The organism is Lyngbya sp. CCY1209 (assembly GCF_035615495.1).
Taxonomy (GTDB): domain Bacteria; phylum Cyanobacteriota; class Cyanobacteriia; order Cyanobacteriales; family Microcoleaceae; genus Limnospira.
In genome coordinates, this window is the sequence record NZ_JAJENU010000418.1 from 1 (window position 1) to 344 (window position 344).

Genomic DNA, 344 nt, shown 5'->3' on the forward strand with positions numbered 1-344 from the left:
TTTAATCAGGGCGGCTTGAGGTGCTGTTTTGTGTTTCTTAATCACCTCTTTCACCTTTTCAGTGTGGGCTTTGATTGCCTTTTTGCTCGGTTTTATGTGGGTTACGAAACCAAGGAGTTTACTGGCTTTTCCTCCACTTTTCCCAGAGACGTGTTTTCCGGCAGGATATTGCCTGATATTGAACCCCAGAAAGTCAAATCCCGGTTGGACTTTTTCTCCGCCAATTTCGATTTCTTGAAATGTATGACAGATTCTTGTCTTTTCCGGCTTGAGTTGGAGTCCAATGGGCTTTAACCATTCGGAAATGGCAATCTTGCACTGTTCAATGATTTCGAGTTTTGGTG

1 pseudogene is annotated in these 344 nt (G+C 43.3%); it reads right to left on the reverse strand.

Annotated elements, in window-relative coordinates:
- Nucleotides 1-344 (reverse strand): annotated as a pseudogene (locus tag LKE08_RS12510) (hypothetical protein); the annotation flags it as partial.